We start from the raw sequence: 409 nt of genomic DNA on the forward strand, positions 1-409 counted from the left end.
TTACAGCTCAGCAAGTTAAAGAACTTCGTGACCGCACAGCTGCGGGTATGATGGATTGTAAAAAAGCATTAGTTGAAGCAGATGGCGACATCGAGCTTGCTATTGAAAACATGCGTAAATCAGGTGCAATCAAAGCAGCTAAAAAAGCAGGCCGTATTGCTGCTGAAGGCGCAATTATTGCAAAAACTGATGGTACTACTGCATTAATCATCGAAGTTAACTGTGAAACAGACTTCGTTGCTATGGATAAAAGCTTCTTAGCATTTGCTGAAAAAGTAGCTGATATCGCACTTGCAAACAAAGTAGATTCTATCGAAGCGCTTAGCGCATTAGCATACGACGATACAACTGTTGAACAAGCGCGTGAGCTTTTAGTTGCTAAAATTGGCGAAAACATTTCTGTACGTCG

Annotated in this window: 1 protein-coding gene; it reads left to right on the plus strand. The window is 41.3% G+C overall.

Annotated elements, in window-relative coordinates; genetic code table 11:
• A partial coding sequence (gene tsf / locus GQR39_RS20050; RefSeq protein WP_165736431.1) for a translation elongation factor Ts occupies window positions 1–409 on the plus strand: 409 nt, incomplete at both ends.

The sequence above is a fragment of the Pseudoalteromonas sp. C8 genome (assembly GCF_011378685.1).
In the GTDB taxonomy this organism is placed as follows: Bacteria; Pseudomonadota; Gammaproteobacteria; order Enterobacterales; family Alteromonadaceae; genus Pseudoalteromonas; species Pseudoalteromonas arctica.